We start from the raw sequence: 23,195 nt of genomic DNA, 5'->3' as shown, positions 1-23,195 counted from the left end.
CCTCACGGGCAGCTTTTTTATTGTCGTTTATCACTAATTCCTATCGCTTTTCCTATAAGGGTTGTTGAGGTGCAATTTGTTATTTCAACTAATACAAAATCACCTACTTTATAGTCTTCTTTCGGGAATACAACCACAGTGTTTTGGGTGTTGCGACCCATCCATTCAGCAGCTGATTTTTTAGAAGTCCCTTCAATGAGTACTTCAACAACCTTACCTACTTGGGCTTGAGTGCGGTACAAGCTGTGTTTTTGTTGTAAGTCAATAATTTCAGCAAGACGGCGTTTTTTTACTTCTTCAGGTACATCGTCTTCTATTTTGCGGGCGGCTAATGTGCCAGGGCGCTCAGAATAGGCAAACATAAACCCAAAATCGTACTTCACATATTCCATTAGCGAAAGTGTATCGCGGTGATCTTCTTCAGTTTCGGTGGGGAAACCAGCAATCATATCTTGCGAAATAGCACATTCAGGGATGCGTTCGCGTATGCTATCGATGAGTGTGAAGTATTCTTCGCGAGTGTGGAGACGGTTCATTGCTTTGAGAATGCGATTGCTACCGCTCTGTACTGGCAGGTGGATATACTTACAAATATTAGGATGTTTCGCCATTGTGTCAATCACATCAAGGGTCATATCCTGCGGATTAGAAGTAGAAAAGCGGATACGCATTTCAGGCTGAGCTGTAGCTACCATATCGAGGAGTTTTGCGAAGTTGATAGCAGTAGCTTGTTGCATCTCACTTGCTTTGCTAAAATCCTTTTTGAGTCCGCCGCCATACCATAAGTAACTATCTACATTTTGCCCCAAGAGAGTAACCTCTTTAAAGCCGCGCGCTTGGAGGTCGGCGATTTCGTTAAGGATAGAGTAGGGGTCACGGCTGCGCTCACGTCCGCGAGTGAAAGGCACGATGCAGAAAGTGCACATATTGTCGCAACCACGTGTAATCGATACAAATGCTGTTACTCCATTGCTATTGAGACGGATAGGTGCAATATCAGCATAAGTTTCATCTTTAGAGAGAATCACATTCACTGCCTCGCGACCTTCTTCTACTTCTTCAAGAAGATTAGGCAAATCTTTATAAGCATCAGGACCTACCACCATATCCACGATTTTTTCCTCTTCAAGGAAAGCGTGTTTTACCCTTTCAGCCATACAGCCCAATACGCCCACTTTCATCGTCGGTTTCTTGCGTTTGTACACATTGAATTGCTCCAAGCGCTTGCGAATGGTCTGTTCAGCCTTTTCGCGCACCGAACAGGTGTTGATGAGCACCAAATCGGCTTCATCAACTGTGTCGGTAGTGTTATAGCCCGCTTTGGAGAGGATAGAAGCCACAATTTCACTGTCGGAGAAATTCATTTGGCAACCATAACTCTCGATGTATAGTTTTTTGGAATTGTTGTTATCAGCTTGTAGTACAAGGCTTTGCCCTTGTTTACTTTCGTCTATTTCTTTAGCCATAGAGGATTTGAGTTTCTGAATTGAGGGCGCAAAGATACAAAACAATTGATAATTAACAATTGATAAGTAGCAAAAGAGGACTAATAGCTATTTTGCTATTTCTAAAATATTTATTACCTTTGCGCTTTGAACTAATAATTAACAACTAACGACTGATTATATGGCTCGTGTTTTAACAGGTATTCAAAGTACCGGTACTCCTCATTTGGGGAATATTCTGGGGGCAATTCTCCCCGCTGTGCAAATGGCATCTGATCCTGCTAATGAATCGTTTCTGTTCATTGCCGATATGCACTCTCTCACTCAAATAAAAGACGGCGCTCTCCTTCGCGCCAATACTTATAGCGTCGCTGCCACTTGGTTAGCTTTTGGTTTGGATACAAACAAAGTTACTTTCTACCGCCAGAGCGACGTACCTCAAACAGCTGAACTTTCGTGGTATTTAGCGTGTTTTTTTCCTTACCAACGCCTCACCCTCGCCCATTCGTTTAAAGACAAAATGGACTACCTGCAAGATGTAAATGCAGGGCTCTTTACTTACCCTATGTTGATGGCTGCCGATATCCTCCTCTATGATGCTGAGGTGGTACCTGTAGGTAAAGACCAATTACAACACCTCGAAATTACCCGCGACGTGGCTTCTCGTTTCAATCATCAAATGGGTGAAACTTTTGTATTGCCACAAGCTAAAATAGAGGAAAAAATAATGATTATCCCCGGTACTGATGGTGAGAAAATGAGCAAATCACGCAACAACTTCATCAATATTTTCTTACCCGAAAAACAACTCCGCAAGCAAATAATGGCAATCCAAACTGATAGTACGCCTTTGGAAGCTCCTAAAGACCCCGATACTTGCAACGTGATGCGCCTCTACCGCCTATTAGCTTCGGATGAGCAAATACAAACGATGGAAGCTGCTTATCGCGCTGGGGGTTATGGTTTTGGCAGTGCCAAACAAGCCCTCTACGAACTGATATTAGAAAAATTTGCTACCCCACGTGAACGCTACAATTACTATATGGAGCATTTAGATGAACTCGATGCTATCCTCAAAGAAGGTGCTGCCAAAGCACACCGTGTAGCCGATGAAACTTTGCGTAGGGTACGTGCTAAAATAGGATATTAAAATGACAAAACTAAAAGCAGGCGTCCTCGGTGCAGGACATTTAGGAAAGATACATTTGCGATTGCTCAACCAATCGGATAGATATGAACTCATAGGTTTTTACGACCCCGATGAAGCTAATGCTCAAAAAGTGAGCGAAGAATTTGGCTACAAGCGTTTTGATAGTATAGAAGCCCTTATTGCCGAATGTGATATGGTGGATGTGGTAACTCCAACTCTCAATCACTTTGTGTGTGCCGAAAAGATTATCAAAGCGGGCAAACACCTCTTTATCGAAAAACCTATCGCTACTACGGTAGAAGAGGCTGAAGCTATGATTGCTCTTGCCAAAGCACACCACGTGAAAGGACAAGTAGGTCACGTAGAGCGTTTTAACCCTGCCTTTACAGCTGTACGCGACCAAATTCACAACCCTATGTTCATCGAGGCACACCGCTTGGCTGAGTTCAACCCTCGTGGTACCGATGTACCCGTAGTGCTCGACTTGATGATTCACGATATCGACGTGATTTTGAGCGTTGTAAAATCAAAAGTGAAACACATTTCGGCAAGTAGTGCAATGGTCATCAGTCATTCACCCGATATTACCAATGCCCGTTTGGAGTTTGAAAATGGTTGTGTAGCCAATATCACCGCCAGCCGTATCTCTATGAAAAATATGCGCAAAAGCAGATTCTTCCAAAAAGATGCTTATATTTCGGTAGACTTTTTGGAGAAAAAAGTAGAAGTAGTAAAGATGAAAGACGCCCCCGAAGTGCCGGGTGATTTCGATATGATATTACAAAATGCGGAAGGAGAGCGCCGTCAAATTTATTTTGAATACCCTGAAATACATAATAACAACGCTATCTTAGACGAACTTGAGAGCTTTGCCGATGCTATAGAAAACGATACAACTCCTATGGTTACCCTCGAACAAGGCACTGAAGCCCTTAGAATAGCCAAACAAATTGTAAGTCTATGAAACAACTCATTACGCTCTTAATTTGTGTAGTAGTGAGCCCACTATCAATGGCACAATCTGCTACCGATTTTAAAATCCGCTACGAAACTTTTATCAAAGGGGATATCAAAATTATAGGGAATAACATCCTCAACCGCAAGGAAAAACGCGATACACCTAACGACCCTTACAACGATCGAAGTCCTAAAGCAAAACTCAACGATGAGTTTGATATGCAATACATTGATATTGATAGCGACCCCAGTACGTTTTCATCTAGTAGTGCCAACTTCGCGTATGAAAGTGCAGGGGGAGGCAAGGTGGCTTATGCAGGTTTGTACTGGTCGGCTACTTATCCGTATGCTAAAGGACAGCTAAAAGGTAGTAAAAACACTATTATTGATGCTAATAGAGAAGATGCGAGTAGTGTATTACTCAAAATACCTGAGAACAATACTTATGTGCCTATAAACGGCGAATTGATATTTGATGGTCGTACCGATTCCGATTTAAAAAACTCAGCCCCTTATGTGTATTACGCCAATGTAACTAATTTGTTAGCAGCTGCAAATACTGTAGAAGGAGAGTACACCGTTGCTAATGTAAAGGCTGCCTTAGGGCAAGTAGAAGGAGGTTCGGCTGCAGGTTGGGCACTCGTGATAGTTTACGAGAATGCCAATAGCAATATCAAAAAAATAATTACTTACGACGGTTTTTCGGCAATTACTAACGACGCTGCTAAAACTTTCACCTTTAGTGGTTTTAAAACTCCTGAAGCAGGTGATTTCAAAACTCGCATTATGGGGGTCACCCTTGAGGGTGATTTTAATATGATGGGCGACAATGTGTCTATAGGTGTACCTGCTAGTGGTAAAACTACTTCTTTAGAAACCAAATTACGCCCTAATCAAAACTTTTTTAGTAGTGCCATTACTTACAACGATGAGATGGTGAAAACGCGCAAACCTAACAGTGAGAATACTTTAGGCTTCGATATTTTCCGTATGGATATAAAGAACGACAACCAATATCTCATTCCTAACAACGCTACCTCATTAGATTTGAGCTATACCCGTAGTCGTGACCGTTATTATTTGTTCCTCACAGCTTTGGAAATAGAGAACAACCCTAAAGAGATTACCCAATTGCACCGTAGTACCCGTGTAACCAAACTTACCGCTAAAGATACTGAAAAAGGATATTACGTGATTGTAGGGGTTTTCCTCAATATCAACAATGTGAATAATAGAGTAGAAGAGATGAAAAAATGGGGCTATGATGCTCAAGTGTATTACAACCGCGACCAAGTGCTGAACTTCATTTATGTGGCTCGTTACGATAAGTATGAAGATGCAGTGAAAAAGGTAGACGAAATACGCGAAAATACCGAAATCCCTGACCCTTGGATTTTGGATGTTGCCAATTACGATTAATTTTAGATGTTAAACAAGAATACACAAGTAGCCTTGCAGAAGGGGGAGCTTCTCCCCCTGATGGAGGCTTTTTACAGCTTACAAGGTGAAGGTTTTTACAAAGGAACTGCTGCTTACTTCATTCGTTTAGGTGGTTGTGATGTAGGTTGCCATTGGTGTGATGTAAAGGAAAGTTGGGCTGCCGAAGCACATCCTTTAGTGCCTGTAGATACTATTGTAACCGATGCCTTAGCACACTCCAAAACTATGATCATCACGGGAGGAGAACCCTTGATGTGGAACTTAGACCTCCTTACCGAAAAACTGAGAGCTGGAGGTGCGCACACCCATATCGAAACTTCAGGGGCTCACCCCTTATCGGGTACTTTTGATTGGATATGCCTCTCTCCTAAAAAAATAAAACGCCCCGTGGGGGACGTTCTTCAAAAAGCTAATGAGCTGAAAATGGTGATTTACAACAACAACGACTTCCTTTTCGCTGAAGAAATGGCTGCACAAGTATCACCAGATTGCCTGCTCTATCTACAACCCGAGTGGAGCAAACGCGATAAGGTAATCCCCAAGATTGTAGATTATGTAATAGCTCACCCTCAGTGGAAAGCCTCCTTACAAATGCATAAATACCTTGATATTAGGTAATTAGAAAATGTGAAGCTACCCAATCATTTGCTAATTTCCTAATCTGCTAATTTGCTAATTTTGCAAGGTAATCAAAGTGTTCACCTTCGGCGATAAGTTCACATTCTAAACCTACTGAAATAGCTACATTCTGCAAAGTATTGTAATCTACATACATCCACGGGAAAGGTTTTTCTTTCTGTCCCTTGTACTTCACCACGTAATCCACTTCTCCGTAATAATCGAAATAGAGCGGTACATCATAACTGCCATCAGGGTTTTCATCGAACATATAGATGATATCAGATGAGTCGGTGAGGATTTGTCCGTGTGGAGCTAAAAGTGTTTTCAGGTGAGCATAGAAAGCGCCCATTTTTTTGAGTCGTCCGCACATACCTGCGCCATTCATTAGTAAGAGAATCGTGTCGTACTGTCCTGTTGTTTCCAATACATTCTGCACTTTGGCGTTGCGCAAGCCTCGTAATTGGCAAGCCTCAATAGCCTTAGGCGATAGGTCGATAGAATGTACTTCAAGTTTGCGTTCATTCTGCAAATAGAGACCGTGAGAGCCTGCCCCACAGCCTACTTCTAATACTTTTCCTTTTGCCATTTGTAGAGCTTTTTGCTCTAATGCAGGCATCTGTTCAAAGGAACGAAACAAATAAGGCAAGGGCAATACATCTTCCTCAGAAATAGTAGTTTCCGTTTTGATATCTTCAGTATATTGCCCTTGCTGATAATCTAAAATAGCTTGCCCGAATAAGTCTTTCATTAGTTATCCCATTCTAATAAGCGGCGTTCACCTTCAATTGTTTTTATATCGGTGATGTCTTGCGACATTTCAATCACGCCTTTGTAGTTCTTTTCTTTATCGCGTACAGCAAAATAACGCACATAGATAAGGCGACCGCGATAATTGAACCAGAAATTAGCTTCGTTTTGAGTACCTGCCTTGAAGTTCTCTACGATTTTAAGCACCGTGCCCACGCTCTTAGGAGGGTGACAGAACTTCACTTCGCGCCCTATAATACCAGCACTGCGAGGGAATACACGTTCCTCACCGCGGTTGTAGAAAATCACGCGGTCGTGTTCATCTACAAAAGTGATATCAATAGGGAGAGTTTTGAGCAAGAGGTTCACTTGTTCAACAGTCATATAGCCCTCATCATAATGGGCAGCAGCATCATCAAATTTAACATCGGTGCGGCGTTCGGTATCCATTGAAGGGTGTACATATACAGGTTCATTGGGGTTGTTGTTAGGGTAGGGGGCAGGTTCATCTTTCAGCATCCAGCCTATTTCTTCCTCGCCTTTGCGCATTTCAATCCAATCTTCTTCGGTGAGCAACTGCAAAGCATTAGGGAAGAGAATATTAGCTTCTACATTTAGCAAACGACCTAAGTTTTCTTCGATATAGCGCACATTAGTTTGTGCCGCATCAAGGTCTTTTTCTTCTAAGTTTTTGCGTACTAAGCGGAAGATATCGCGAATGGTATCGTGAAAAGACCACATATTCTGTGAAGGATTCATCCAGCCGCGTTTTTCCAAGAAAGGAAAGAGCTGGTTTTCCTTGCGAGCAAAGTGTTTTTCTACGGTTGCCAAATGGTTGAACACGTTGTAGAATTTCTGATAATCGGTATGAGGGTCTATGCTGAGCAGCTCGTCCATTAGTGAGTAAATAAGGTCAGCTTCAAGCATATAGGTATGCACGGGGTGTCCTGCAGGTAAAGTTTGTTCCATAAAAAATTATTTTAGGAGGCAAAGGTATGAAATAATTTGCTAATTTACCAATTTGTTGATTAGCAAATCAAAAAAAGATGTATATTTGTACCTTAAAAAAATAACATTGTGAAAGAGTTCATTCATATAGGGCAGCGTTTGGTTTTATTAGTTGTAGTATGGATATTGTCATTCATTCCTATCTCAATATTCACTACTAAAAGTTCTTGTGCGACAGGTGATATATTTGTATTTGCCTTTTGGATAGGATTATTTTGTGGACTTTATGGCGTATTTTTGATGATAGAGGCTTATTTTTTGTCGCAGAAGCGAGAGCGAGGCTGTGCTATAGCAAATATAGTAATGGCTATTCCACTATTGTTATTACTGTTAGGAGCGTTAGCTTTGCTATAACTAATAAATTAATAAGAAAGAGAGGGGGATAGGGTTTAAATGTAAAACTTTCTGAATCCAATGAAACTATATGGAATTATTTTTATAAAAATTACAACAAATGATGAACGTGCTTTATTATTATATTTATCTTTTTAATGTGAAGTTTTTGCCTTATACTTTCCCAGATTTAAACACTGTTTGGATATTAGGATCTTTATTTGCTTTAATAGTCAATTCTTCACTTAATATGGGATTGGCATATTTTTTCGGTTATACTTTAGGTCGTTTTCAAGTACTAAGTATAACAATACTTCTGGTGATTTTCTTTCATTTTAAATACGATAGAAGTGGTAGAGGAATACGAATTGTTAAAAAAGAAAAACCTAAATTTTTGGGCAGCAATATAGCTTCTATAATACTAACAATTTTATTTTTTTTGATAAGTATATTATTCTTTTTATTTAGTGAAGATGTAGTAAGAGAAATATTAGAAAAGAAAAAAGCTACTACCTTACCTATGTAATCAAAAAAAAATGTATATTTGTTCTTTAAAATCATTATAACTATGGAAGAAGTGCTACCTCATATTATTGTGGATACTTCCATTTTTTTAGCCATATTCGTCTTTAGAATATAAAAAATAAAGCCTCCTAATCTCTCAGGAGGCTTTTTGTATTGTGTTTGTCGTGCTACTACTTATGTGCGTTGTAGAGTTCAGCAACTTTTGCCCAATTGATTACGTTAAAAAACGCTTCGATATAATCAGGGCGACGGTTTTGATAATGCAAGTAGTAAGCGTGTTCCCATACATCTAATCCTAAGATAGGAAAACCACCACAACCTGTGTTAGGCATCAACGGGTTATCTTGATTTGCAGTAGAGCAAATCTCTACTTTGCCGCCTTTGTGAACACAAAGCCAAGCCCAGCCTGAGCCAAAACGAGTAGCTGCAGCTTTGCTAAAAGCCTCTTTAAAACCTTCAAAACTGCCAAAAGCCTCATCAATTGCTTTAGCGAGTTCTCCAGTAGGTTTGCCACCGCCATTGGGGCTCATTATTTCCCAAAAAAGATTGTGATTGTAGAATCCACCAGCGTTGTTGCGAAGCGCAGCGTTGTTCATATCGAGGTTTGTAAGAATCTCCTCAATACTTTTGCCTTCTACCCCAGCAGAAGCCAAAGCGGCATTCAAGTTGGTTGTATAGGCATTATGGTGTTTTGTATGGTGAATTTCCATTGTACGCGCATCGATATAAGGCTCAAGTGCGTTGTAAGCATAAGGTAATGCAGGTAGTGTAAACATAATATATTCTTTTTAAATTTGTTGCAAAATTACTATAAAAACAAATGAGTAAGAGTATTTTAGCTATAGATTTTTCTTATAAAGCTATAGTTTTATTTGTAAAAGAGAGCAGTTTTACTTATTTTTGCGAACTAAATAATATAAGTTGTTAATTATGAAACGTTGTATTCTATTTTTCTTTTGTAGTTTCTTATGGGCTACCTATGCACAAGAATTGCCCTTGTTAGATCGTCTTTCGGCTATCAAAAACGGCAATAGAGAGTTTTATGCGATTGATGGCTATACCATTACTAATGAAGATTTGAAGCTTCCTTTTGATGAAAAGGGTTTTAATAAGGCTTACCGAAAATTGAAAATCAATGCGCAAGACGCACAGCCTAACCCTCGCATACTTACTGATAACTATGTGGTTAATAGAGATAAAGAGGGGTATGTAGAGTCTCTTTATTTTGTGAAAAGCCCAGCAAATACTATTGCTCTTGTTTGGTTTTCAAAACTGAGAGACAGAGAGGTTGAGGTAGAAGAAGCCTTAGTAAACCTCGTTGTAGAAAATAAAATCCCTCAAGAACTATTTGCTCCTGTCGATGCCAATAGCATCAATTTTGCAGGACGAAAAATCCCGATGTTAAACGACTGTTATTTCACGGGTATCAACATAGTGCAATGCCCTTACAACGGCGAAATGAATTGGGGAATATACCGCACCTTAGAAGACGCTCAACAAGCGGTAACCGACCAGTTTGCAGCCAACAAACAGCGCAAGATGTTCAAACCTATAGAAGAGGAAGAAGTTGAGGTACTTTTTGAAGAGGTACCCACCAAAGCCAAGAGAGTGGTGTTTGATATCAAAGGGGTTGTTTCAGCTTTAGCAGGAATGTCGGGCGGAAAAACGCTTACGGTATACTATGTAGCCCAAGTGGTGCGCAATCGCCCTATTGCTTGTGTGATGAGCTTTTGGAATAATGATAATATCAATGCTACAACAGGCTTGCCTCCGCTCTTGAGTCGTGTAATGCAACTAAAGAATTAAGTTCTTATATAAACTCGGATTATATATTATTTTTCACATTATCAACAAAATAATCACTTTTGTATCTTATTCTATGAAACAAATTGTATCACTCATCGCTCTATGTCTTGCCCCTCATCTTTGGGCACAAACCCCTTTTGAAAACATTATCCAGAAATCAAAAAATACGTTTGACTCCTTGAAACTTGCCGAAGATAACCAGATGTATTATAAATTGAAGTTGCTTAGATACTTGTTCGACAAAGAGAAAATTACCTCAGAACAGTATGACAAAATGGCAAAGGAAATCCGCGAGGCTAACGAGCAACACATTTTGCTACATTACTACAAACAAGCCTTGCAATTGAACTCTGAACTCCAGCAAAAAAACTCTCAAATCGCTATAGATACCGTCCCTAAAACAACCACTCTCGACAGCCTCATTACCGATGAACTGAAAGCTGTTTACGAAGAAGAAAAAAGACAGTTCTATATGAATAGAAGGCGATATAATGACGATAAATATAGTAAAATATACCCCCGACCTTATATGGCAATGGGCTTACAAACAGCGACAGGCGATAGCAATCACCTTAAACCTCATCTCCATACCGATTTAGGTTTGGGACTTATAGCACGCATCAGCAAAAAACAACGACTTTTCTTTAGCACAGGCTTGGTGTGGCAAAACAACCGATTTGAAATCAAAGGCGATAACTATTTTGTAACAGAAAATGAAACCTCGCGCTTAGTGCCTTATGGAAACCCCTTGAAAAGCTCAAAATTGCGTCTGCATTACCTTATCATCCCTATCGAATTGCAAAAGAAAATTAGAGAAAGCCATATAGGAATAGGTTGTTATTTTGGTGCTCTCATAGATGCTACTCAAAAAATTAAATATGAAGAAAATGATGAGGATTACAAACTCGTTCTTCGCAACAATCTGAAGCCTAATAGGGCCACTTATGGGGTTTCTGCTCAAATAGGCTATGGAGGTTTTGCTATCTATGCCAAATACAGCTTAGCTCCTCTCTTCCAAAATAGCCCTACCGAGATACATCCCCTTTCTATAGGATTGAGTTTTTATCTCAATTGACAAATTGACAAATTGAAAAATCAAAAAACGATGAAACAATTTTTATCATTTATCTTCCTGCTTTTGGCAGCAAATCTCTCAGCGCAGAATCCTTTTGAAAGAGAGATTTTACAATCAAAATATACTATCGATTCATTGGTAGCTACCGAAAAGAAACTGATGTTGCAGAAGGAGGAAGCTATCCACCAGCTCCTTAGCGAAGGAAAAATCACTAAAGAGCAAAGCGTGAAAATGCTCAAGGAAATTAAAGAGGTATGGCAACACAATATACAAGTGCACAGCTATAAAGAGGGCTTGCGCCTCTCAACGCTTATCCAGAAAAAAGCTACTGAAATAAAATTAGACACCTTGCTTCGCTCTTCAAATCTCGATAGCGTAATGACTATTGACGAAAGAAATCAGTATTACCAAAAAATACAAGCCATAGATTCTCTCCCTGAAAATTCTCTAAAAGAAGAAGCTAAAACAAACATCAACATAAGCTTTGGGGTAGGGATGCGCGCTGCTATAAACAGCAATTTCAAACCTGCTACCTCTGTTGAATTAGCTTTTATAGCCAATACGCGTATCCATTCCGCTAAACGCTTGTACCTTCAATACGGTTTTTCGGTAGTAGGTGAAAGTTTAAATATCAAAAACAATAAATATTTTGTTCTCGACAACGAAGTCACCAAATTGGTGCCTTATGAGCGTTCTTTAGATGTATCTCGCTTGCGCACAAGCTATTTCACATTGATGACAGGTGTAGAAAAGAAGTTCTCTTCAAAAATTCGTATAGGGGCAGGAGGTTACTTTGGTAGCCTGATAAATGCTAAACAGAGAATAAAATACGGAGATGGTGATAAAGACTATGATGTATGGCTAAAACACGGTATAAAGGCAAACCCACTCACTTATGGGGTTTCAGCACATATAGGCTATGGCATTATAGCCTTGTATGCCAAATATAGTTTAGCTCCCCTTTTCAAAAATAGTCCTGATAACACATACCCCTTTGTAATAGGTCTCAAATTCTGGTAATATATGCTGAAAATTTACTTCTTTCTGTTGTCAATATTCTTTTCACTGCCTTGTTTAGCACAAAATAGGGTGGTGAATACCCATCACGAGCCTATAGAATACGTAAATGTAGGGATAGTAGGCACTAATAAAGGAATTATTAGTGATGAAAACGGCTATTTTTCACTTGAAAAACTTGGGGCAAAACCTACAGATAGCATCTATTTTTCTCATTTAAGCTATCAACATAAAGTATTAGCTTATCGCGATATTTCTAAAGAAATACAACTCACCGAAGCTGTGATCGACTTGCCTACTACTACCCTAAAAATGAAAAAACCTAAAGTGCGTGACGTAAAAAGTAAAGGAATCACAACCTTTTTTACGCTCTACGGCGAGATGAAACACTATTTCCAAGAAGAAAATGGAGTGTTATCGGAATTAGGTGATTTTGTAACCCTCCCTAATGATACCCAGCTCACCGAGTTCAGTATTGAGGTGAAAGAAAGCACTTTCTATTTAGCAGTATTACGCGTAGTAGTGTATCAAACCGATAAAGAGCACAAAACCTTTACCCCCTTGATTAAAGAACCTATCTACATCAATCTATTTCCTACCGATAAACCACAAACGTTTACCCATAAACTATCAATATTAGCACCCAAAGGCGAATTGTGGGTAGGGGTACAATTTGTAGAAATGAGAGGAAAGGACGATGCGACCCTCTCCTTCCACGGCACTACCAATACCTGCTGGTTACGTTTCCCTAACAATACCATTAGAAAAGTAAACCGAGGATTAGGCATTCCCTTTACTGTAAAAGGCTACGACCTCATTAAACAATAAAACCCAACTTTGCTAAAGTTAAATAATTTGCTAATTGACAAATTTTTTAATTATTTTCCAACCTTTTTATTTTTTCTTCGTTTATAAGGGCAAATTGGAGGACTTATGAAAAATAAAATATTTACATCTGCTAAACTATTGTTGATGGGAGTTGTCCTATTGTGCTACCTTGTTTTTAGCGCTTGTTCAGCACTCACGCTTGAGTTTGAAGAGAGAGACTTGACCATTACAAATCTTGACGGCAAGACCATTCCCATAAGAGTTGAGCTTGCTCGCTCCATACGAGAGATGTCAAAAGGTTATATGGGGCGTGAGAATATTCCCGAAGGAACGGGTATGCTTTTTATCTTTAAAAGAGACGAAAAGTTAAGCTTTTGGATGAAAGATACGCCTACCCCCCTTTCGATTGCGTTCATTAACTCGAATGGCGAAATTCGCGAAACACGCGATATGACACCGTTCAGCCATCAAAGTGTGGACTCATCGGAACCTGTGCGTTATGCTCTTGAAGTGCCTCAAGGATGGTTTGAAAAAAACAACATAGGAAAGGGCTGTACAATCAAACTGCCGTAACCGATGAAGTTGAACAATCTCCTGTTTTCTACATCGTACTTAATTTGAACCTTAAAAAGAATAAATCATTCATCATTTAAAGAAAAATGCAAATCGACCATCGTCTCATCGAGAAAGCCCAGCGCAACGACCGCTTAGCGCAAAAGCAGTTGTACGACCAGTACGCTCCTGCTTTGCTGAGTGTGTGCAGGCTGTACATCAACGATTTGCAATTCGCCGAAGATGCCCTGCTAAAAGCCTTCTTCAAAATTTTTACGAATCTCTCTAAGTATGAAGAACAAGAGCACTTCTATGCTTGGATGCGGCGAATCGCCGTGAATGAGTGTATAGATTTCCTCAAAAGCAAAGCCCAAAAGCTATCTTTCGCCGACTGGAGTGACACTTACGACACAATAGATGATGTCTACTTAGAGAACGAAACTTTTAGCGAATCCGAAATACAATCCTTTGTAGACCAATTGCCTACCGCGTGCCGTACCGTTTTCAACCTCTATGTGTTTGAGGACTATTCACACAAACAAATCGCCGAAGAACTTTCTATCAGCGAAGGTACTTCTAAATCACAATTGGCGTATGCCAAAAAACTTTTGCAACAACACGTAACAACTTATAAAAAAAGAGCTTAAAAATGTGGAAAGACAATATACAACGCCTGTTTAGGTACAGAAAAATCAATCCTTCACCTGCTTTGTGGGAGCAATTAGAAGCCCAATTAGCCGAGAGTGAAACCTTGCCAACTGAGCAAAAGAGCCGAAAACTGTGGTATTACACTGCGGTAGCTGCGGTACTGTTATGCCTTGCAATAGGATATTTGTGGCAACAACACACTGAAACCAATAATGACCTTCAAGTCTCAAAAAAACTCATTGTTGTAAAGTCATCAGTTCCCACAACCAGCCCGCACCCTACAGTGCCTACAACTCTTAAAGACAGCCAGTGCACTTCATACCCTTCAATTCTCAAAAATAGCCAGTATGACTCATATCTCACTTCCTCAGAAGAGGTGATTACCCTTATTGATATCAATGCAGTAGATACTCTTTTTACCCAGTATACCGCCAATGCTATACAAAACCGAATCACCAAGCAGATGGAAACCCAAATGGCTGCCGATTTGCAGCACCTATCCCCCGAATATTTAGCACTTGTAGCTACTACTCAAGCAGAACTCAACCAGTATGTTACTGAAAAATATCAGCAAGATAAAACCTTCAACACCATTGAGAAAGAACAACTGAAGGACAAAGTAAAACTCTTAGCTGAAAAGCTACTCAAAGAAATAGGAACACGTGTCGTATTAAATAATAAAAGTTAAAAACAAGTATCAAAAAATGAAAACATTACATCTATTATGGATGACTTGCTTGTTGGCGACAAGCGTCATCACCGCACAAAATAATTCCGAAGAGGCTATCAAAAAATCAAAAGCCACAATTGATTCTATAGTTTCTTCAGAAAAAGAAACGCTCAAGAAAAAACTTTCAGCCGTTAATGAACTGCTCAAAGATAAGAAAATCACCGAAGAACTGGGCTTACAGATAAAAGAAGACCTCACAGCCACTACCGAGAAGAATATCAAAGAAAAAACCGCTGCCGAGGCTGAGCATTTGGCAAAACTTATACGCGAGCAAGTAGATTCAAAGGCTACTGTAAATACTCTTGATACCCTTAGTGTGAATAAACCCAAGGACTATTTGCGTGCAATGCAAGAATTAGAAAAGATTTTCCGAAGTAAAGAAGACGAAAAACCAAATACCGATCGCGCTTCTCACGATATAAATCTTTATACAGCCATAGGTTTTCACAACTTAAACAGTAGTGATGGTTTTGGCGATAATCGTTTTAAAACTGCAGGATCTAAATCCTTTGAAATGGGCTTTACCTCAAGCTTTCGTTTGCTAAAAACCAACAATCTATTCCATATCAACTACGGGGTTGCGTGGATGCACAACGGACTCAAATTCAAAGAAAGCGAGTATTTTGTAAGAGAAAACGATGTGACAAAATCGGTACCTTATACCGCTAATAAACTCAACAAATCAAAATTGCGCACCAATTACGCCATTGTACCTATAGATTTTGAGTTTGATTTTACTCCCCTCACTAAAACTAAAAAAGGAGTTACAATCTACCCCACTCACGAAAGTTTTAGAGTAGGATTTGGTGGCTATGTAGGGGTATTGATAGACAGCAGTCAAAAAATAAGATATGACGATGGGGGTACTCATAAAAATGTGATAAGAGAAGACCTAAATATCAGCCCTTGGATATACGGACTTTCAGCGCATTTAGGATATAAAAGTTGTGTGCTTTACGCGCGTTACAGCCTTGCACCACTCTTCCGCAACAACCCAGTAAACGAATATCCTTTCTCTATAGGAATACGCTTTGCAGATTAAGAAAATAGGGGCTGTCCGAAAAGTCTAAAAATCGCTTTTGCATCATAAACTTTGTCAAAGTCCCAAAACTTTGACGAACTATGTTAATATGCAAATTTTTTAGTAACTTTTTTTTCTAAAAAGGAATTTCTTTTAGTTCGCCTACGGCGAAAGTAGTGACTCATATAGCTGTTTGCATTGGTGCAGATAAAGTAGGAATGTGTCCGTCTATGTAAGCAACTCCTGACTTAATAACTGCAAAAGCTTGCCTAATAAGCTTGTTACAGACCGCTATCTGTGCTAATTTCCAAGGTTTTCCTTCCTCTCTAAGCCTTTCAAAAAGAGCCTTACAAGAGGAATTATACTTAGCTGCTGACCACGATGCTATAAACAACTGACCACGTAAGGTGCTATGTCCATTTCTATTAATATGTCCGTTGTAATTCAACGATTTACCCGACTGTTGGTAGGTAGGACAAATACCTATATAACGAGATAATTGCTTAGGATTTTCAAAGAAAGAAAAACCATTAGTAATAATCACTAAAGTAGTAGCAACTTTTTTGCCTATTCCTTTAATGGAAGTAAGTAGTTGAACTTGTTTTTCAAACTCTTCCTCAGTGATAGAAACAATATCTTTTTCTAGATTATTGATGAGTTTATCTAAGTTATCTATGTTGTTTTTGAGCATATCAATAGCTAAATTATCTTTTTTATTGAGTAACTCTAAAGATTTTAGCTGGTTTTTACTTGCTGTACGCTGTTTTATTAAGTGAGTAAGTACTGTTTGTTTCTGTTTAAGGAGAATAATCTTATCTGAAGGCATTTTATAAACTTTAGGATTCATTTTTTCTCCATATTCTACTAACAAACGAGCATCTTTATTGTCAGTTTTAGCAGTAGATAGTTTCATTTTTGAAAGGAAATTACTTTGCTTAGGGTTAATTAAACTAACCTTTATTTCTTGTTCACAAAGGTGATAAAGTAGATTAACACCATAGTTACCAGTAGCTTCCATCACACAATGATGTTGCTCTTTATCAAGGGTATTTATAAATTTTTCAATACCTTTGTCGTCGTTTTGATAAGTGATAGTTTTACTTTTAGAAGCAGAAGAGAAAGCTACTACAAAGCTATCCTTGCTAATATCAATACCTACATAACTCATAATGAATAAATTAAAAAGATTAAAAATAACTTTGTTTAAATAACATCTGATAATCTATCGTCGTAAACACAGGCTTAAAACCTAACGAACTATCCAGTTTTACAGATGTGAAAGCACGGGGACTGAACGTCAAAGGCAGTTTTTCACTAACAAAGTCTCGGTCTTTCTCCGTGCTTATTTAAATGTAAAATTACAATTTATTTTTCAAGATGCAAACGTACGACAAAGTCTATAAATCTGATAATCAATCACTTTTATAGTATGTTATGTAGGAAAGCCAGCGATAGCTGGGTATGTGCTGCAAACGTCCCCTCAAGAAAAACTTTTAGGACAGCCTCATTTTTAATATTTTGCTTTAGCTTCTTCAAACACTTGTTCACTACTTTTTATTCTTCCGTGCTTTATATCTTCACGAGCCAAAGCTACCGAACGAATGTCTTCCTCTGTTACCTCATAAGGATTATGAGACTCCAATACTTCAACCCCTATATTTTCTAAAGTCTTTACAGCCAATTGATAGTGTTGGAAATCTAAGTTATGTTTTAATATTATGGTATTCATAATAACCCTTTATTTTTTGTAAAGGTACAAAGTAATTACAAAACAGCAAATTGGCAAATCGCCAATTTTTTATTACCTTTGTCGGCAATAAAAAACATTGTAATGACAACAGAAAATACTCAATTAGTAATCCTTGATATTCAAGGTAAATTATCGCAAATAGTTTATCAAAGTGAAGAAGTTTTGCGCAATAGCACTATTCTTATCGAAGGTAGCAAACACTTGAATCTTCCTATAGTTTGGGTAGAACAAATGCCCGATAAGTTAGGAGCAACACACCCCGCGATTGCCGAACTATTAAGTTGTAAAACTCCGGTGAAAAAAAGTAGTTTTTCAGCTTGGGATAATACTGAGTTTCAGCAGCAACTCAATGACAATCAATGTAAAAATGTACTGCTTATAGGCATTGAAACTCACATTTGCATCTATCAAACAGCGGTTGATTTACTCGCCAATGGCTATAAAGTATCAGTAATTGCCGATGCTGTTTCTTCGCGTACCGAGAGCAACAAGCAAATAGGACTCACGATGCTCCGCGATGCAGGCGCAACCCTTTTGTGTACCGAAGCAGCACTTTTTGCTCTTTTGCGTACCGCCCAGCACCCTAAGTTCAAAGAAATAGCACGCTTAGTAAAATAAAACATCTATACCCAATGAGGGTATATGGCAGTGTAATGTTAATTATTTACTATCTTTCCTCTCATTATCAATAATCATTTGTTATATTGAATATGAATTTTATTACCGAAAACCAAACCGAGTATCAAGCACTCTTTACCTTTTGGCAAAAGCAAGAAGCTGAAATTGTAGTCCGTTTTGATGCCAAACGCCACTTTACAGAAGAAGAAAAGCAAGAAGTATTTAAACAAGTAGCAACCAAAGTACAATGGTTGGAGGGCAACAAGGAAGCTGTTTTACAGTTTCTCCTCAAAAATGAAGAGGTAAGAGAACTCTTTGAAGAAGCCCAAGAAGACCTTGAAGAAGAAGGCGAGCAAGCAGTTTCTGATGAGCAATTTTGCGAGGCAGTGTATTTGCATAACCTGTATTGTGAAGTAAGCAAAGAAATAGCCTGTACTTTTGATATAGATACTGACCCTGATTACTTTTTGGGGCATCTGGTGAATATCAGGCTCGATGATAACTATCATCTTAGCTTAGAAACTATTAGCGGATAATAATAATACTGAATTGTAACTTAATGTAATATAACAATTATGAATATACGTCCTGTTATCACAACTGATATAACCTTATTGCAGGCTATTGGCAAACAAACTTTCTATGAAACCTTTGCTGATACTAACACTCCAGAGGATATGGAGCAGTACCTCACTACAAGCTTTGCGACAAGCAAAGTACAGCAAGAACTATCGAATCCAGATTCTCTTTTCTTCTTTGCTGAAGAAGAAAACAAGGTGATAGGTTATTTGAAGCTTAATTTTGCCTCTGCTCAAACAGAACGACAAGACCCTAATGCAATGGAAATAGAACGTATCTATGTGTTGAAGGAATTTCACGGCAGTGGGGTAGGTCAAGCGCTTTATCAAAAAGCTATTGAAGTAGCTAAAGAGCGAAGGGTACCCTATGTATGGCTGGGGGTATGGGAGAAGAACGAAAGAGCCTTACGTTTTTACAAAAAAAATGGATTCGTAGCTTTTGATACCCACACCTTCGTCTTAGGTTCTGATGCTCAAACCGATATTTTAATGAAACTGTCGATGTTTTAAGATATCCCCCTTACTTTAAAAAATACAATGATTAGTTATACGCAAAAAGAACACGGCTGGGCAGCCATAGTGATTAATAATGATACTGTCGAAATCGCCTTTGTAGTCTCTCACTTGCACGATAGTAGGCAAGATTTGATACGTTCGGTAACAACCTTAGAAAAGTTCAAAGAAGCAACCGTTGTTTTTCAAGACGAACCCGATGGTTATGTACTTCACTTAGAGCGCGAGGACAAGCATTGCCATTATACCCTTCATTCCTTTAAAGGTTATGACCCAACAGCCCTTTGCGAGTTGGTTTTAGAAGGAAACATCAGTTTTGCAAGTTATAAAAACGATATAGCAAAGATTAAATAACACTATATGGAAATTACACAAGCCCTTAAAACAGAAATTTACCACACCCTTACCGACTTTTTAGAAGCCTATAAAGCTGAAGATGCCCAAGTATTAGCTGAAAAGTTTGATATTTCGGGAGAATTTTTAGAAGAAATCTATGAAATGCTTGACTTTGTAGAAGATAAAAGCGTATTGCACCTCTTTCCTATAGAAGAAATGGATAAAAAAGAAGGTGGAGGGGTGAATTTAAAGGTGTATAACTTCAATAATGATGATACCGCTGTGGGAATAGAAGCTCACTTGTGGGATGATCAAGAATATTTTGCCGTCATCAAAGGATATTACAACCTTAGTGACCAATTTCCTAAGTTTGTATTTCACTACTTTAGTTGTTAAATCATTATGCGCAAACGTGGTCACAGGGGCATCCTTTCTGGCAGTAAAGCAACTATTAGTATTCCGTCTATGTGATGGAGTACATAATTAGTAGTAATAATGTTCCTTGAAAATGTTATTATCTTGTACATTGTCATATAAGGGCGCAGGATATTGTTTGAAATATTTTTTCAAAAGGAAATAATCATCTGCCGATAGGGGTATATCTATATTTACAAGAGAATCACGAATTTGGAATTGTATGCCGAAGTGTTTGATATAGTTTTTTCTTCCCTTTAAGTAGAAGCGCCCCCCTCTTATATCCTGAGTTTTTAGATAGATAGCTTTTCCTTCCTTAGGGAGTACCTCCATCAGATCTTCATAACAATGTAATTGGGTAAAGTGTAGGGGCTCTTTGTGAAGGTTATAAAAGAAAGCAATTATAGAGAGTACTACAATTCCCATTCCTTTCCACCAATCTATACTTAGAAAATCTGATTTCAGAGAGATATAGAACATAAATAGCGTAAATGCTATATGGATAGAACGAAGCAGCCAATCCCAGAAGTTTACCTTTTCTTGGTAAGCAAAGATGGTAAATTCTGTGGGAACTATAATAGCTTCTTTTTCAGCTTTACAACGTGCAGCCTTTGCTACCTCTCTTCTGAGCAGATAGCAAGTAAATGATAACATACAGAAGAGAAAAAAAGAGAGAAAAAGGATAGGAAGACTATAAGGAAATTGCTTGAGTATATACATTTCTATCAGAAAGATAGGAAAGGAAACTAAAGCAACATAGCCTGAAATACGGATGATTTTTGATAGAACGAGAATGGTTTTTTCTCTTGGGTCAGAATAAGTATTCTGAGTGCTTGTAGAGAGGAGAGAAGAGGACTTTTTAGAAAGATCTTTCAGATAAGACATTTACAATTATTATTTTAGTTGGCGGCAAATATACAAAAAAAGTGATATATTTGTGCATTTGAAAACAGTTTGTTTTCCTATTACGAAATTTCTATATATTCATTATACAAACAATTAGTTATGACCATTACACAATCCCTTAAAACAGAAATTTACCACGCCCTTACCGATTTTTTAGAAGCCTATAAATCGCAAAATACCCCAAATATTAGCTGAAAAGTTTGGTGTTTCGGGAGCGTTTTTAGAAGAAATCAATGAGACTCTTGATTTTGTAGAGGATAAAAGCGTGTTGCACCTCTTTCCTATAGAAGATATAGATAAGGAAGTGAATAAACTACGCGAACTCACTCTCTATAAAGATAAAAAAAATGAATAAACTTGTGGTAGAGGCTTGTGTATATGATGATAAAAATGAATGTATAGGGCTTATCGTGGGTGATTATCCTTTATTTGAACATTCCCCTAAGTTTGTGTTCACTTATTTTGATGTATAAATAAAAGAAATAATGACTGTAGAAATCTTTTGATACCTCAATAAATTATTATGCAAATAGATTATATTAAAAAAAAGATGCTATTTTTATTAGCACATCCCGATTCTTTAAAATCAATTGTTCCTAAAGAGGTATTTATAAATCCTACGATTTCAGAAGAAGAAGTTTCTGAAATAGAAAAAAGGAACAATATAATACTTCCTAAAGGTTATAGAGAATTTATAACAAAAATAGGGAATGGATGTATAGGACCAGATTATGGACTGCTTTCTTTGCAAGAGTCAATGAAAGACTTCAAACTTAGAGAAAAACCAATGATTAATCTCTCTAACTCTTTTCCTTATACAAAGGCTTGGAATGAAAAAGAATGGATTGAATCTATTGATTGGGATAGAGGAGAACGCCCTAGTAGTGCTGCCTTGATGGAATATATGAGTATAAATCATATTAATGGTTGTTTGCAAATTTGTCATATAGGGCATGGCGCTACTTATTTATTAGTTGTAAATGGTGAAGAGTATGGCAATATATGGCTTGATGAGAGAACAGATTATGGAGGTATAGAGCCTTTATTGAATGAAAAAGGAGAGCGAGTATCATTCATCTCTTGGTTTACTGAATGGCTTGATGAAGCAGTACCAATGTAATGCTAAAGATCACTATGAAAACAGATACACAAATTAAATTCGATACGATTGTAAAAGAAGGTTTTACGCCTCTGTTAAAGCCTCTTTCTTTTAAAAAGAAAGCCTTAAACTATTATCGTCAGCTTGCTGAGGTAGGGCATATCATCAATATACAGAAAAGCAGTTATGGGGATAGAGATAACATTAGGTTTCGCATCAATATAGGGATTTTTGAACCTAAATTTTGGTTGGGCTATTATGACTTTAAACATACAGGGCAAGTGCCTGATTACCCTACAGAACCTGTTTGTATTATCCGTAAAACTATTAAAGATTTACGAGGGAGAAAAGAGCTATGGTATGAAGTGGATGAAAATACCAATGAACAAGAGTTGATTAAGAGAGTACAGGAAGATATACAACAATATATTCTGCCTTTTTTTAAACAATATATATAGTGTAGAGAAGATTTTCTATTCAGCTGATTCAATATTTCCTCCTTTTGGAGCATTGGTGTTTTATGGAGAACATGGGTATATAGAGAAAGCTCAAAAGGAATATAATGAACTTTTAAAAGATGTGAATCCTTTGGCTGAAAGAACTTTAAAGGGGTATGCTAAAAAATATGACTTAAATATTTAATTATCAAAGTAAATCAAAAATAAAAAAAATCACTCTTGCGGGTTGCCCCTCTCCTTGGGAGAAGTCCACGAGAGAGGAATTGCCTTTTGCCGATAATACTTTTGATATTGTGTTTCACAACGGAGGTATCAATTTCTTTAACGATAAAGCACTTGCTATAAGCGAAATGCTTCGGGTTGCCAAAGCAGGGAACAAACTCCTTATCGCCGATGAGACTGCCGACTTTATGGAATCACTTTTAGAAAAAGCAACTAAATGAATGTCTTACAGAAACGATTAGCACAAATAGAAACCGTTCCTCACGAAAATAGCTTGTGTGATGGAAAAGAACACGATACTTGGTACAATGAAACCAAAGTGAAATATCACCTAAATGAAGAATACAAAATACTTAGTTTTAAAGAAGGAAAAAAGCAATCACACTTAGGATAAGTGC

30 protein-coding genes and 1 pseudogene are annotated in these 23,195 nt (G+C 38.0%); 24 read left to right on the top strand and 7 right to left on the bottom strand.

Going from position 1 to position 23,195, the window contains the following annotated elements; all coding sequences use genetic code 11:
- Positions 1-17: 17 nt before the first annotated feature.
- Complete coding sequence (gene miaB, locus CBG49_RS14325; RefSeq protein WP_009413742.1) at positions 18-1,466, bottom strand: tRNA (N6-isopentenyl adenosine(37)-C2)-methylthiotransferase MiaB; 1,449 nt, start codon at positions 1,464-1,466, stop codon at positions 18-20.
- Between the two features lie 160 nt (positions 1,467-1,626).
- Between miaB and trpS the strand changes: the two genes are divergently transcribed.
- From trpS to CBG49_RS14305, 4 genes are read left to right on the top strand one after another with little or no spacing between them, the layout of a single operon-like run.
- Positions 1,627-2,595 carry a tryptophan--tRNA ligase gene (gene trpS / locus CBG49_RS14320; RefSeq protein ID WP_088595016.1) on the top strand — a complete coding sequence of 323 codons (969 nt, stop codon included), beginning with the start codon at positions 1,627-1,629 and terminating at the stop codon, positions 2,593-2,595.
- 1 nt (position 2,596) lies between these two features.
- Positions 2,597-3,559 carry a Gfo/Idh/MocA family protein gene (locus CBG49_RS14315; RefSeq protein WP_088595015.1) on the top strand — a complete coding sequence of 321 codons (963 nt, stop codon included), beginning with the start codon at positions 2,597-2,599 and terminating at the stop codon, positions 3,557-3,559.
- Positions 3,556-4,971: an SPOR domain-containing protein gene (locus tag CBG49_RS14310; RefSeq protein WP_088595014.1), complete on the top strand. Its 1,416-nt coding sequence runs from the start codon at positions 3,556-3,558 to the stop codon at positions 4,969-4,971. The genes CBG49_RS14315 and CBG49_RS14310 overlap by 4 nt, the downstream gene beginning before the upstream one ends.
- A gap of 6 nt (positions 4,972-4,977) precedes the next feature.
- Positions 4,978-5,610 (top strand): 7-carboxy-7-deazaguanine synthase QueE, encoded by a 633-nt coding sequence (locus CBG49_RS14305; RefSeq protein ID WP_088595013.1) that lies wholly within the window; start codon positions 4,978-4,980, stop codon positions 5,608-5,610.
- A gap of 46 nt (positions 5,611-5,656) precedes the next feature.
- Here the strand turns inward: CBG49_RS14305 and CBG49_RS14300 are convergent, their stop codons facing one another.
- Positions 5,657-6,361, bottom strand: coding sequence for a class I SAM-dependent methyltransferase (locus CBG49_RS14300; protein WP_088595012.1), 705 nt, complete (start codon positions 6,359-6,361; stop codon positions 5,657-5,659).
- Positions 6,361-7,329 (bottom strand): DUF438 domain-containing protein, encoded by a 969-nt coding sequence (locus CBG49_RS14295; RefSeq protein ID WP_088595011.1) that lies wholly within the window; start codon positions 7,327-7,329, stop codon positions 6,361-6,363. Before CBG49_RS14295 ends, CBG49_RS14300 begins: the two co-directional genes overlap by 1 nt.
- Before the next feature lie 108 nt (positions 7,330-7,437).
- Between CBG49_RS14295 and CBG49_RS14290 the strand changes: the two genes are divergently transcribed.
- Together CBG49_RS14290 and CBG49_RS16195 are read left to right on the top strand one after the other, a co-directional pair.
- Positions 7,438-7,722 carry a hypothetical protein gene (locus tag CBG49_RS14290; RefSeq protein WP_088595010.1) on the top strand — a complete coding sequence of 95 codons (285 nt, stop codon included), beginning with the start codon at positions 7,438-7,440 and terminating at the stop codon, positions 7,720-7,722.
- Positions 7,723-7,822: 100 nt separating this feature from the next.
- Positions 7,823-8,227 carry a hypothetical protein gene (locus CBG49_RS16195; RefSeq protein ID WP_227002908.1) on the top strand — a complete coding sequence of 135 codons (405 nt, stop codon included), beginning with the start codon at positions 7,823-7,825 and terminating at the stop codon, positions 8,225-8,227.
- Between the two features lie 169 nt (positions 8,228-8,396).
- Here CBG49_RS16195 and CBG49_RS14280 read toward each other — a convergent pair whose 3' ends face one another.
- Positions 8,397-9,002, bottom strand: a complete 606-nt coding sequence (locus CBG49_RS14280; protein ID WP_088595009.1) for a superoxide dismutase — start codon at positions 9,000-9,002, stop codon at positions 8,397-8,399.
- Positions 9,003-9,156: 154 nt separating this feature from the next.
- Here CBG49_RS14280 and CBG49_RS14275 point away from each other — a divergent pair, with 154 nt between their 5' ends.
- The 8 genes from CBG49_RS14275 to CBG49_RS14240 all read left to right on the top strand — a co-directional run bounded on the left by CBG49_RS14275 (position 9,157) and on the right by CBG49_RS14240 (position 15,924).
- Complete coding sequence (locus CBG49_RS14275; protein WP_088595008.1) at positions 9,157-10,032, top strand: hypothetical protein; 876 nt, start codon at positions 9,157-9,159, stop codon at positions 10,030-10,032.
- A 73-nt stretch (positions 10,033-10,105) separates the two neighbouring features.
- Positions 10,106-11,107, top strand: a complete 1,002-nt coding sequence (locus CBG49_RS14270) for an outer membrane beta-barrel protein (protein ID WP_088595007.1) — start codon at positions 10,106-10,108, stop codon at positions 11,105-11,107.
- A 30-nt stretch (positions 11,108-11,137) separates the two neighbouring features.
- Positions 11,138-12,127: a porin family protein gene (locus CBG49_RS14265; protein ID WP_088595006.1), complete on the top strand. Its 990-nt coding sequence runs from the start codon at positions 11,138-11,140 to the stop codon at positions 12,125-12,127.
- Positions 12,128-12,130: 3 nt separating this feature from the next.
- Entirely contained in the window at positions 12,131-12,952 is an 822-nt protein-coding gene (locus CBG49_RS14260; RefSeq protein ID WP_088595005.1) for a carboxypeptidase-like regulatory domain-containing protein, read from the top strand.
- Positions 12,953-13,057: 105 nt separating this feature from the next.
- Positions 13,058-13,525, top strand: coding sequence for a DUF192 domain-containing protein (locus CBG49_RS14255; RefSeq protein ID WP_088595004.1), 468 nt, complete (start codon positions 13,058-13,060; stop codon positions 13,523-13,525).
- Positions 13,526-13,611: 86 nt separating this feature from the next.
- Positions 13,612-14,151 (top strand): RNA polymerase sigma factor, encoded by a 540-nt coding sequence (locus CBG49_RS14250; RefSeq protein ID WP_088595003.1) that lies wholly within the window; start codon positions 13,612-13,614, stop codon positions 14,149-14,151.
- Between the two features lie 2 nt (positions 14,152-14,153).
- Positions 14,154-14,840 carry an anti-sigma factor gene (locus CBG49_RS14245; RefSeq protein WP_088595002.1) on the top strand — a complete coding sequence of 229 codons (687 nt, stop codon included), beginning with the start codon at positions 14,154-14,156 and terminating at the stop codon, positions 14,838-14,840.
- A 16-nt stretch (positions 14,841-14,856) separates the two neighbouring features.
- Entirely contained in the window at positions 14,857-15,924 is a 1,068-nt protein-coding gene (locus CBG49_RS14240; RefSeq protein ID WP_088595001.1) for a hypothetical protein, read from the top strand.
- A 160-nt stretch (positions 15,925-16,084) separates the two neighbouring features.
- Here CBG49_RS14240 and CBG49_RS14235 read toward each other — a convergent pair whose 3' ends face one another.
- Entirely contained in the window at positions 16,085-17,071 is a 987-nt protein-coding gene (locus tag CBG49_RS14235) for an IS110 family RNA-guided transposase (protein ID WP_088593441.1), read from the bottom strand.
- A 342-nt stretch (positions 17,072-17,413) separates the two neighbouring features.
- Positions 17,414-17,632, bottom strand: a complete 219-nt coding sequence (locus tag CBG49_RS14230; protein ID WP_088595000.1) for a toxin-antitoxin system, antitoxin component — start codon at positions 17,630-17,632, stop codon at positions 17,414-17,416.
- Between the two features lie 102 nt (positions 17,633-17,734).
- Between CBG49_RS14230 and CBG49_RS14225 the strand changes: the two genes are divergently transcribed.
- The 5 genes from CBG49_RS14225 to CBG49_RS14205 all read left to right on the top strand — a co-directional run bounded on the left by CBG49_RS14225 (position 17,735) and on the right by CBG49_RS14205 (position 20,094).
- Entirely contained in the window at positions 17,735-18,271 is a 537-nt protein-coding gene (locus CBG49_RS14225) for an isochorismatase family protein (protein ID WP_088594999.1), read from the top strand.
- A 92-nt stretch (positions 18,272-18,363) separates the two neighbouring features.
- Positions 18,364-18,807: a DUF2262 domain-containing protein gene (locus CBG49_RS14220; RefSeq protein ID WP_088594998.1), complete on the top strand. Its 444-nt coding sequence runs from the start codon at positions 18,364-18,366 to the stop codon at positions 18,805-18,807.
- A 39-nt stretch (positions 18,808-18,846) separates the two neighbouring features.
- A complete protein-coding gene (locus CBG49_RS14215) occupies positions 18,847-19,359 on the top strand; it encodes a GNAT family N-acetyltransferase (RefSeq protein ID WP_088594997.1) in 513 nt (170 codons plus the stop codon).
- A 27-nt stretch (positions 19,360-19,386) separates the two neighbouring features.
- On the top strand, positions 19,387-19,716 hold the full coding sequence (locus CBG49_RS14210) for a hypothetical protein (RefSeq protein ID WP_088594996.1): 330 nt from the start codon (positions 19,387-19,389) through the stop codon (positions 19,714-19,716).
- A gap of 6 nt (positions 19,717-19,722) precedes the next feature.
- On the top strand, positions 19,723-20,094 hold the full coding sequence (locus tag CBG49_RS14205) for a hypothetical protein (RefSeq protein WP_088594995.1): 372 nt from the start codon (positions 19,723-19,725) through the stop codon (positions 20,092-20,094).
- An 87-nt stretch (positions 20,095-20,181) separates the two neighbouring features.
- Here CBG49_RS14205 and CBG49_RS14200 read toward each other — a convergent pair whose 3' ends face one another.
- Positions 20,182-20,997: a hypothetical protein gene (locus CBG49_RS14200; RefSeq protein ID WP_088594994.1), complete on the bottom strand. Its 816-nt coding sequence runs from the start codon at positions 20,995-20,997 to the stop codon at positions 20,182-20,184.
- Positions 20,998-21,365: 368 nt separating this feature from the next.
- Between CBG49_RS14200 and CBG49_RS16310 the strand changes: the two genes are divergently transcribed.
- From CBG49_RS16310 to CBG49_RS15880, 5 genes and pseudogenes are all read left to right on the top strand, one after another.
- A complete protein-coding gene (locus tag CBG49_RS16310; protein ID WP_257789599.1) occupies positions 21,366-21,491 on the top strand; it encodes a hypothetical protein in 126 nt (41 codons plus the stop codon).
- A gap of 50 nt (positions 21,492-21,541) precedes the next feature.
- The gene (locus tag CBG49_RS14190; protein WP_088594993.1) at positions 21,542-22,138 is read left to right on the top strand and encodes an SMI1/KNR4 family protein; all 597 of its coding nucleotides are present in this window, start codon (positions 21,542-21,544) and stop codon (positions 22,136-22,138) included.
- 14 nt (positions 22,139-22,152) lie between these two features.
- Positions 22,153-22,575: a DUF4304 domain-containing protein gene (locus CBG49_RS14185; protein ID WP_227002907.1), complete on the top strand. Its 423-nt coding sequence runs from the start codon at positions 22,153-22,155 to the stop codon at positions 22,573-22,575.
- Positions 22,576-22,832: 257 nt separating this feature from the next.
- Positions 22,833-23,009: pseudogene (locus CBG49_RS14180) on the top strand (class I SAM-dependent methyltransferase); the annotation flags it as partial.
- A gap of 5 nt (positions 23,010-23,014) precedes the next feature.
- Positions 23,015-23,191, top strand: coding sequence for a hypothetical protein (locus CBG49_RS15880; RefSeq protein WP_002679975.1), 177 nt, complete (start codon positions 23,015-23,017; stop codon positions 23,189-23,191).
- The last annotated feature ends 4 nt before the right edge of the window (positions 23,192-23,195 follow it).

This window comes from Capnocytophaga endodontalis, assembly GCF_002209445.1.
Taxonomy (GTDB): Bacteria; Bacteroidota; Bacteroidia; order Flavobacteriales; family Flavobacteriaceae; genus Capnocytophaga; species Capnocytophaga periodontitidis.
The sequence above is the reverse complement of the archived record's forward strand: the minus strand, read 5'-3'. Positions and strand labels throughout refer to the sequence as shown.

Coding starts and splice junctions, on each gene's coding strand:
- CBG49_RS14225 (WP_088594999.1), top strand. CDS start 17,735: ATGACAACAGAAAATACTCAATTAGTAATCCTTGATATTCAAGGTAAA.
- CBG49_RS14200 (WP_088594994.1), bottom strand. CDS start 20,997: ATGTCTTATCTGAAAGATCTTTCTAAAAAGTCCTCTTCTCTCCTCTCT.
- CBG49_RS16195 (WP_227002908.1), top strand. CDS start 7,823: ATGATGAACGTGCTTTATTATTATATTTATCTTTTTAATGTGAAGTTT.
- CBG49_RS14315 (WP_088595015.1), top strand. CDS start 2,597: ATGACAAAACTAAAAGCAGGCGTCCTCGGTGCAGGACATTTAGGAAAG.
- CBG49_RS14240 (WP_088595001.1), top strand. CDS start 14,857: ATGAAAACATTACATCTATTATGGATGACTTGCTTGTTGGCGACAAGC.
- CBG49_RS14250 (WP_088595003.1), top strand. CDS start 13,612: ATGCAAATCGACCATCGTCTCATCGAGAAAGCCCAGCGCAACGACCGC.
- CBG49_RS14260 (WP_088595005.1), top strand. CDS start 12,131: ATGCTGAAAATTTACTTCTTTCTGTTGTCAATATTCTTTTCACTGCCT.
- CBG49_RS14215 (WP_088594997.1), top strand. CDS start 18,847: ATGAATATACGTCCTGTTATCACAACTGATATAACCTTATTGCAGGCT.
- CBG49_RS14190 (WP_088594993.1), top strand. CDS start 21,542: ATGCAAATAGATTATATTAAAAAAAAGATGCTATTTTTATTAGCACAT.
- CBG49_RS14220 (WP_088594998.1), top strand. CDS start 18,364: ATGAATTTTATTACCGAAAACCAAACCGAGTATCAAGCACTCTTTACC.
- CBG49_RS14255 (WP_088595004.1), top strand. CDS start 13,058: ATGAAAAATAAAATATTTACATCTGCTAAACTATTGTTGATGGGAGTT.
- CBG49_RS14210 (WP_088594996.1), top strand. CDS start 19,387: ATGATTAGTTATACGCAAAAAGAACACGGCTGGGCAGCCATAGTGATT.
- miaB (WP_009413742.1), bottom strand. CDS start 1,466: ATGGCTAAAGAAATAGACGAAAGTAAACAAGGGCAAAGCCTTGTACTA.
- CBG49_RS14275 (WP_088595008.1), top strand. CDS start 9,157: ATGAAACGTTGTATTCTATTTTTCTTTTGTAGTTTCTTATGGGCTACC.
- CBG49_RS14305 (WP_088595013.1), top strand. CDS start 4,978: ATGTTAAACAAGAATACACAAGTAGCCTTGCAGAAGGGGGAGCTTCTC.
- trpS (WP_088595016.1), top strand. CDS start 1,627: ATGGCTCGTGTTTTAACAGGTATTCAAAGTACCGGTACTCCTCATTTG.
- CBG49_RS14185 (WP_227002907.1), top strand. CDS start 22,153: ATGAAAACAGATACACAAATTAAATTCGATACGATTGTAAAAGAAGGT.
- CBG49_RS14295 (WP_088595011.1), bottom strand. CDS start 7,329: ATGGAACAAACTTTACCTGCAGGACACCCCGTGCATACCTATATGCTT.
- CBG49_RS14245 (WP_088595002.1), top strand. CDS start 14,154: ATGTGGAAAGACAATATACAACGCCTGTTTAGGTACAGAAAAATCAAT.
- CBG49_RS14205 (WP_088594995.1), top strand. CDS start 19,723: ATGGAAATTACACAAGCCCTTAAAACAGAAATTTACCACACCCTTACC.
- CBG49_RS15880 (WP_002679975.1), top strand. CDS start 23,015: ATGAATGTCTTACAGAAACGATTAGCACAAATAGAAACCGTTCCTCAC.
- CBG49_RS14310 (WP_088595014.1), top strand. CDS start 3,556: ATGAAACAACTCATTACGCTCTTAATTTGTGTAGTAGTGAGCCCACTA.
- CBG49_RS14230 (WP_088595000.1), bottom strand. CDS start 17,632: ATGAATACCATAATATTAAAACATAACTTAGATTTCCAACACTATCAA.
- CBG49_RS14265 (WP_088595006.1), top strand. CDS start 11,138: ATGAAACAATTTTTATCATTTATCTTCCTGCTTTTGGCAGCAAATCTC.
- CBG49_RS14270 (WP_088595007.1), top strand. CDS start 10,106: ATGAAACAAATTGTATCACTCATCGCTCTATGTCTTGCCCCTCATCTT.
- CBG49_RS14280 (WP_088595009.1), bottom strand. CDS start 9,002: ATGTTTACACTACCTGCATTACCTTATGCTTACAACGCACTTGAGCCT.
- CBG49_RS14235 (WP_088593441.1), bottom strand. CDS start 17,071: ATGAGTTATGTAGGTATTGATATTAGCAAGGATAGCTTTGTAGTAGCT.
- CBG49_RS14300 (WP_088595012.1), bottom strand. CDS start 6,361: ATGAAAGACTTATTCGGGCAAGCTATTTTAGATTATCAGCAAGGGCAA.
- CBG49_RS16310 (WP_257789599.1), top strand. CDS start 21,366: ATGAATAAACTTGTGGTAGAGGCTTGTGTATATGATGATAAAAATGAA.